Annotated in this window: 8 protein-coding genes; 4 read left to right on the top strand and 4 right to left on the bottom strand. The window is 60.1% G+C overall.

Annotated elements, in window-relative coordinates:
* Positions 1-82: 82 nt before the first annotated feature.
* The 3 genes from ACW9JC_RS27335 to ACW9JC_RS27325 all read right to left on the bottom strand — a co-directional run bounded on the left by ACW9JC_RS27335 (position 83) and on the right by ACW9JC_RS27325 (position 2,640).
* The gene (locus tag ACW9JC_RS27335; protein ID WP_457458907.1) at positions 83-976 is read right to left on the bottom strand and encodes an NAD-dependent epimerase/dehydratase family protein; all 894 of its coding nucleotides are present in this window, start codon (positions 974-976) and stop codon (positions 83-85) included.
* Positions 977-1,079: 103 nt separating this feature from the next.
* The gene (locus tag ACW9JC_RS27330; protein WP_457458905.1) at positions 1,080-1,991 is read right to left on the bottom strand and encodes a LysR family transcriptional regulator; all 912 of its coding nucleotides are present in this window, start codon (positions 1,989-1,991) and stop codon (positions 1,080-1,082) included.
* Positions 1,992-2,049: 58 nt separating this feature from the next.
* Positions 2,050-2,640 carry an NAD(P)H-dependent oxidoreductase gene (locus ACW9JC_RS27325; protein WP_448106247.1) on the bottom strand — a complete coding sequence of 197 codons (591 nt, stop codon included), beginning with the start codon at positions 2,638-2,640 and terminating at the stop codon, positions 2,050-2,052.
* Positions 2,641-2,802: 162 nt separating this feature from the next.
* Between ACW9JC_RS27325 and ACW9JC_RS27320 the strand changes: the two genes are divergently transcribed.
* On the top strand, positions 2,803-3,117 hold the full coding sequence (locus ACW9JC_RS27320; protein ID WP_457458902.1) for a putative quinol monooxygenase: 315 nt from the start codon (positions 2,803-2,805) through the stop codon (positions 3,115-3,117).
* On the opposite strand, the gene ACW9JC_RS27315 is transcribed toward ACW9JC_RS27320, so the two are convergent.
* Positions 3,107-3,871, bottom strand: a complete 765-nt coding sequence (locus tag ACW9JC_RS27315) for a sulfite exporter TauE/SafE family protein (protein WP_457458900.1) — start codon at positions 3,869-3,871, stop codon at positions 3,107-3,109. The two genes, ACW9JC_RS27320 and ACW9JC_RS27315, sit on opposite strands and share 11 nt — an antisense overlap.
* Positions 3,872-4,096: 225 nt before the next feature.
* On the opposite strand from ACW9JC_RS27315, the gene ACW9JC_RS27310 reads away from it, so the two are divergent.
* From ACW9JC_RS27310 to ACW9JC_RS27300, 3 genes are all read left to right on the top strand, one after another.
* Positions 4,097-4,999: a LysR substrate-binding domain-containing protein gene (locus tag ACW9JC_RS27310; protein ID WP_457458898.1), complete on the top strand. Its 903-nt coding sequence runs from the start codon at positions 4,097-4,099 to the stop codon at positions 4,997-4,999.
* Between the two features lie 105 nt (positions 5,000-5,104).
* The gene (locus tag ACW9JC_RS27305; protein ID WP_457458896.1) at positions 5,105-6,508 is read left to right on the top strand and encodes an amino acid permease; all 1,404 of its coding nucleotides are present in this window, start codon (positions 5,105-5,107) and stop codon (positions 6,506-6,508) included.
* Between the two features lie 175 nt (positions 6,509-6,683).
* Positions 6,684-7,028, top strand: a complete 345-nt coding sequence (locus tag ACW9JC_RS27300; RefSeq protein WP_007900627.1) for a cupin domain-containing protein — start codon at positions 6,684-6,686, stop codon at positions 7,026-7,028.
* Positions 7,029-7,085: the final 57 nt, after the last annotated feature.

Below are 7,085 nucleotides of genomic sequence, written 5' to 3'. Positions count from 1 at the left end.
TCGTTCACAAATTGGCGAACGACACAGAACCTGTAGGAGCAAGGCTTGCCCGCGATGAACGATGACACGGTCTAAAGCGAACTCACACCATCTCGCTACGGATCCACTCAACCACCGAAGTCCGCTTCGGCACCCAGCCCAGCAATTCCCGCGCATGCTTGCCACGCACCCGGCTGTTGGAACCCAGGCCATAATTGGCCATTTCATAGCCCCACTCGGCTTCCGCATCTTTCAGCGGCCAGTCCTGCGGCTGGCCCAGATTCAACGCCTGGCCCATAGCCGTGGTCATGTCGATGAACGACGCTTCGCCGCTTTCGACAAAGTAGAACGTGCCCGGTACGTTCTTGGTCAGCGCCAGCAAGTACAGGGCCACGACGTCTTCGATGTGCACGTTGGACCAGATGTTCTGGCCAGTGCCGACATGACGCACCACGCCGCTTTTACGCGCCTGTTTCAGCAAGCGTGGCAGTTGCACGCTGTCGCGGTTGACGCCCAGGCTGTGGCCGTAGATCAGGGTGTTGCAGATGACTGCCGAGTTCACTCCGTCCTTCGCTGCGGCGAGGATCAGGTTGTCGATGGCCACGCGAGCCGCCTTGTCGACGGTGGGTTCTGGCAGGTCGTCTTCGAAGTAAATGACGTCGCTGGACTTACCGCCCGACGCATCGCCGACGATGCTCGAACCGCTGGTGTGCAGGAACACTTTGTTGGAACCGCGCAAGGCATCGAGCAAGGCTTCCACCGCGCCACGATGGTCGCTGCTGGCTGCGTTGATCACGGCGTCGGCCGCGCGGGCCTGCTCGGCCAGTAGTGCGCTGTCGTCAAGCGTGCCGATCACTGGCGTGATACCCAGTGCGCGCAACTCATCGGCTTGTGCGGCGTTGCGCACCAGGCCGCTGACGCTGTGACCGGCCTTGATCAGGCCCGTGGCGATGGAGCCGCCGATAAAACCGGCAGCGCCGGTGACGAATACGTTCATGGAGAAACTCCCTGCGTTGATAAGTGATGCAGCCAGTATCAAGTAGTGATCCCTGACGAAAAATCCCTGCAGGCCCAATTCACTCTTGCGCAGCGGTCACGAATCACTCACTGAAATCGTCGGAGGCGTAAAGCGCCAATTTGCCCTGGATGAAGTCCAGGAAGCATTGAATCCGCAGGGCCAGTTGCGAGTTGCGGTAGTACACGGCGTTGATGGGTTGGCGATAACCGCTGTTGAACTCCGCCAGCAATACTTTCAAGCGCCCGGTACGAATGTCTTCGATGGTCATGTAGTGCGACAGGCTGGCAATGCCCTGGCCTTCCAGCGCCAGATGGCGGATGGTCTCGCCGCTGGAGGCGCTGAGCGACGCCTGGATCGGCCAGCGATCGCCGTGCACGTAGCGCAGCGGCCATTGGTTGAGGCCTTCGTTCTGAGTGAAACCCAGCAGCGTATGGCCGGACAGGTCGGCCACCGCAGTCGGTGTGCCGTGTTTTTCCAGATACGCCGGGCTCGCAACGATGTGCAACGGACTGCAACCCAGGGAACGCGCGTGCAGGGTCGAGTCGGCCAGCGTGCCGATGCGGATGGCGATGTCGGTGCTTTGCTCAAGCAGGTCGATGATCAGGTCGTTGCTGTTGAGTTCGAGCTGGATGTCCGGATAGAGCCGGCGGAACTCATCGATGTACGGCACGATGGCGTGCAGCATGAACGGCGACGCGGCGTTGATGCGCAAGCGTCCGGACGGTGTTTGCTGGCGCGAGGACAAGCGCTCTTCAAGCTCATCCATCTGATCAAGAATCAGCTTGGCGTGCTCGAAGAAATACTTGCCCTCTTCGGTCAGGTCCATGCGCCGCGTGGTGCGGTTGATCAACGTCGTATCGAGCTTGGCCTCCAGCCGCGAGAGCGTGCGGCTGACCGCCGACGGGGTTTGCCCGACTTGCTCGGCCGCCGCGGAAATCGATCCGCATTCAATTACGCAGACGAAAATCTGCAACTCATCGGATCTGGCTTTCACGATTGCCCCTCATTCAAAAACTGGCTTGATAGTAGCTGGATGCGGGGCAAAAGGAACCTCAAGCCGGCAGGCCAAACACCTCGGTCAAATGCTGCTCGTAACGCGCGACATCACCTTCGATGTTCGGGCGTTTCATCACGTCCACGCTCAGGAAGGTTGGCAGGCCGGTCATGCCGAGGAACTCGTTGGCCTTGTGGAACGGGAAGTACACCGCATCCACACCTTTGCCTTCAAAGAAATCGGTCGGGTCGTCGAAGGCTTGCTGCGGGGCGTTCCAGGTCAGCGACAGCATGTATTGCTTGCCGTGGATCAAACCACCACTGCCGTACTTCTGCGAGGCATCGGAGCGGGTGCGACCGTCGCTGGCGTAGAGGCTGCCGTAGCCTTCGGTGAAGACTTCGTCGAGGTACTTTTTCACGGTCCACGGCGCGCCCATCCACCAGCCGGGCATTTGGTAGATGATCACGTCGGCCCAGAGAAACTTGGCGACTTCTTCAGCAACGTCGTAGCCCTCGTCGATGAACGTGGTTTTGACGTCCACGCCGCCGCGATCCAGCACGCTCAATGCGGCTTCTTGCAGGGTGGTGTTGTAGCGGCCATCGGAGTGGGCGAATTTTTTGCCACCATTGAGCAACAGGACTTTTTTCACAAGAAATCTCGGGAAGGTCAGGAATTGGATGGCGGCAGAGTAACCACCTGTCTCGCGCGGAATAAGCGCCCACGGGGCAAAATTCATTTGACCTAAGCGCACGAATCATCGACCGATTGTTGCCTTAGACTGGCGCCGATTCTGACCTGAGGAGCGTCTTTCATGAGTGAAATCCAAGGCTTCATCCTGCACGCCAAGACCCGCCCGGAAAAATCCGACGCCTTCGAAGCGTTTTTCAGCGGTTACGTGGAAGCGAGTCGCGCCGAACCCGGCTGCATCGAGTACCACATGCTGCGCGACAAACAGGACCCGAGCCTGTTCATCTTCTACGAGATCTGGCAATCCCAGGCCCATCTCGATGTGCACTCGAACCTGCCGCACATGAAGCAGTTTCTTGAACAGCGCGATGAGTACCTGGAACGGGATTTCGATATTCGCGCCATCGAGATGATCAGCCCGTCGTCCGCTAACCGCTGATCAACAAATGGCCGCCAAGTAATCCGAGGCCGATGAAGAACACGCGCTTGAACAGCACCGCGCTGATCCGCTGGCGCAGCCACTGCCCGAGCAACATGCCGAGCACCGCCGGGATCAGCGCCAGCAACGACGCACTCAACTCGCCACCGCCAAGCGCGCCGCGCCACAGCAATCCTCCAGCCAGGGCCAGCGTCGAAACGGTGAACGACAAACCCAGCGCCTGCACCAGTTCGTCCTTGCTCAACCCCAGCGCTTGCAGGTACGGCACCGCCGGAATCACAAACACGCCAGTGGCTGAAGTGATGACGCCGGTGATCAGGCCGCAGAGCGGACCGAGCCAGCGCTCGATGCGACTGCTCACGCGCAAGGTCGGCAGAAACAAACCGCTCAACGCATAGAGCAACAGCGCCGCGCCCAATCCCCGCACGACCCAGTGTCCACCGGCCATGCCAATCCACAGCGTGCCCGCACCGGTGCCGATGAAAATCGCCAGCAACATCGGCCACAGCCGTTTGACCAGCCCGAGCAGATGCCCGCCGAACGCCAGTTGCCAGACGTTGGTCAGCGTGGCCGGGATGATCAGCAACGCCGCAGCCTGCGACGGCGCCATAGCCAGACCGAGCAACCCCATGGCGATGGTCGGCAGGCCGAGACCGATCACACCCTTGATCATGCCGGCCAGCAGGAAGGTTGCGATGACCAGCAGCGAAAGGGCCAGGCCGAGGTTTTGATAAAAAGCCGAGACAGTATTCATGGGGCCATGGTGAGCCTGGATGGGTCAGTTGAAAATCTGCCATATACTGAGGGTGCCTCTACCTAAGCAAGAGGCTGGATGATGTGTTGACGCTACTGATGCTTTCGCGGGCAAGCCCGCTCCCACAGTGGATCGCATTTCTCCAACAAGAACTCGGTCACCTGTGGGAGCGGGCTTGCCCGCGAAGAGGCCACCCCAGACAACACACATTCAGAGGCTGCAACAATGCACTTCGACCTCACCGACCTGCGCCTCTACCTGAACATCCTCGACACCGGCAACATCACCGCCGGCGCTGCCCGCAGTCATCTGTCCCTGGCGGCGGCCAGTGCGCGCATCCGGGCCATGGAGGCTTCGCTCGGGATCGAGTTTCTGGAGCGCGGTCGCCGTGGAGTTTCACCGACACCTGCCGGCAAAGCCCTCGCACAACACGCCCGCACACTGCTGCAACACGCCGAACGCATGCAGCAGGATTTGGCCGAATACGCCAATGGCGTCAAAGGCCAGGTTAGGTTGTTGTGCAACACCACGGCGATTACCGAGTACCTGCCCGAATTGCTCGCCGACTTCCTGAGCGAACACCCCAACCTCGACATCGACTTGCAGGAACTGCCCAGCACTCGCATCACTCACGCCCTGCGCCAGGGTGCAGCGGACCTCGGTATCGTCTCGGATGCGGTGGACACCCACAGCCTCGACACCCTGCCCTTTCGCGACGATCCGCTGGTGCTGATCATGCCGCCCGGACATCCCTTGGCCGGCGGCGAACCACCGAGCTTCAGCGAAACATTGCTACACCACTACGTCGGCCTGACCGCCAGCAGCGCATTGGCGGTGTACCTGGAAGAGCAGGCCTTGCACACCGGCCTGCGCATGCAGATCCGCATCCGCGCCGAAGGCTTCGACGGCGTGATGCGCATGGTCGCTCACGGTGCCGGGCTGGGGATTGTGCCGCTGGCGGCGCTCCGTCGCTGGACCGTCGATCAACCGCTGACTAGCTTCACGCTGAAGGAGTCATGGGCACAGCGAAAACTGCTGCTGTGCGCCCGCTCATTCGAGCACTTGCCGGCGTATGCCAGAGCCTTGCTCGAAGCATTGCGCACGGCCAACGATAGCGCCAGCCCTTGAAAACCAATGCTTAACCCAACCCGCGCCTGTATGACGAAGGGGTGAGCGAGAGTAAGATTCGACCTTTCAAATCAGGCCTGGCCACCACAATCAGAAGGAAACCAGATGGCGGATGAAATCTTGCAACAGGGGACGCTCAAGCGAGGGTTGAAAAATCGACACATTCAACTGATCGCCCTGGGTGGCGCCATTGGTACGGGGCTGTTCCTGGGCTCGGCCGGCGTGCTCAAGTCCGCCGGGCCGTCGATGATCCTCGGCTATGCGATTGCCGGATTCATCGCGTTCCTGATCATGCGCCAGCTCGGCGAGATGATTGTCGAAGAGCCGGTGGCCGGTTCCTTCAGTCACTTTGCCCACAACTACTGGGGCGGTTTTGCCGGTTTCCTGTCCGGCTGGAACTACTGGGTGCTGTATGTGCTGGTGGGCATGGCCGAGCTGACGGCCGTCGGCAAGTACGTGCAGTTCTGGTGGCCGGAGGTGCCGACCTGGGTCAGCGCCGCCGTGTTCTTCGTGCTGGTCAACCTGATCAACACGCTGAACGTCAAAGTCTTCGGTGAAATGGAATTCTGGTTCGCGATCATCAAGGTCGTGGCCATCATCGGCATGATCCTCCTCGGCTGCTACATGCTGCTCAGCGGCACTGGCGGCCCGCAAGCCTCGGTGAGCAACCTGTGGGACCACGGCGGGTTCTTCCCCAACGGCTACAGCGGTTTGCTGATGGCGATGGCGTTCATCATGTTTTCCTTCGGCGGCCTGGAGCTGGTCGGCATCACCGCCGCTGAAGCCAGCGAACCACGCAAGGTCATTCCCAAGGCCATCAACCAAGTGGTTTACCGGGTGCTGATCTTCTACGTCGGCGCGCTGACCGTGCTGCTGTCGTTGTATCCGTGGGATCAACTGTTGCAGACACTTGGCGCGTCGGGCGATGCCTACAGCGGCAGTCCGTTCGTGCAGATTTTCGCCTTGATCGGCAGCGACACCGCCGCGCAAATCCTCAACTTCGTGGTGCTCACCGCCGCGCTGTCGGTCTACAACAGCGGCGTCTACTGCAACAGCCGCATGATCTACGGCCTGGCCGAACAGGGCGATGCACCGAAAGTGCTGATGAAGCTGAACAAGCAGGGCGTGCCGTTGCTGGCCCTGGGTGTATCGGCGCTGATCACCATGCTGGCCGTGCTGGTCAACTATGTTGCTCCGCACGAAGCGCTGGAGTTGTTGTTTGCCTTGGTGGTCGCTTCGTTGATGATCAACTGGGCGCTGATCAGCCTGACGCATTTGAAGTTCCGCAAGGCGATGGAACAGCGCGGTGTCGTGCCGGGCTTCAAGGCCTTCTGGTCGCCGTACACCAACTACCTGTGCCTGGCCTTCATGGCGGTGATCATCTGCGTCATCTGGATGATTCCGCCGGTACGCCCGTCGGTGTACGCCATGCCGGTGTGGGTGCTGTTCATCTACGCCTGCTACCGGTTGCGCATGGCCAGGCATCGGAACCTGCCTGTGGCTCAGTAACCCCGCAAACGCTTAAAAAAACGCCCCGGCATTCAACCAATGCCGGGGCGTTTTTTATTGTGTGCATCAATGACGCGAGCGCTTCTGGATACCTCAGTGTCGAGCACAGACAACTGACGCCGGGCCAAGCCCGATAGGGTGCGACTTCAGCTCTCCCCCAACGCCCGGAGTCATCATGACCGCACCGATTACCGTTCTTCGCGACACCCACCCGCTGCCCGTACTCGACGCCTGCAAATGGGAAAAACTCGAAGGCGACCCGCACACCGTCAACCTCAACGCCTACACCAGCGAAGACGGCAGCAAGATCATGGGCACCTGGATCTGCACGCCGGGCAAGTGGTACGTGGAATACGTGAAGTGGGAATACTGCCACTTCCAGGAAGGCTACTGCATCATCACCCCGGAAGGCATGGCACCGATCCACCTGCGTGCCGGTGACATTTTCGTCATCGAACCGGGAATGAAAGGCACCTGGGAAGTGGTGGAAACCGTGCGCAAATATTTCGTGTTTGCCTGATAAAGCAAAAGATCGCAGCCTTCGGCAGCTCCTACAGTGGATTGAGTTCATCCTGCA

The sequence above is a fragment of the Pseudomonas sp. SDO5591_S426 genome (assembly GCF_054070755.1).
Note: the sequence above shows the minus strand (reverse complement) of the source record. Positions and strands in the feature narration are given on the sequence as shown.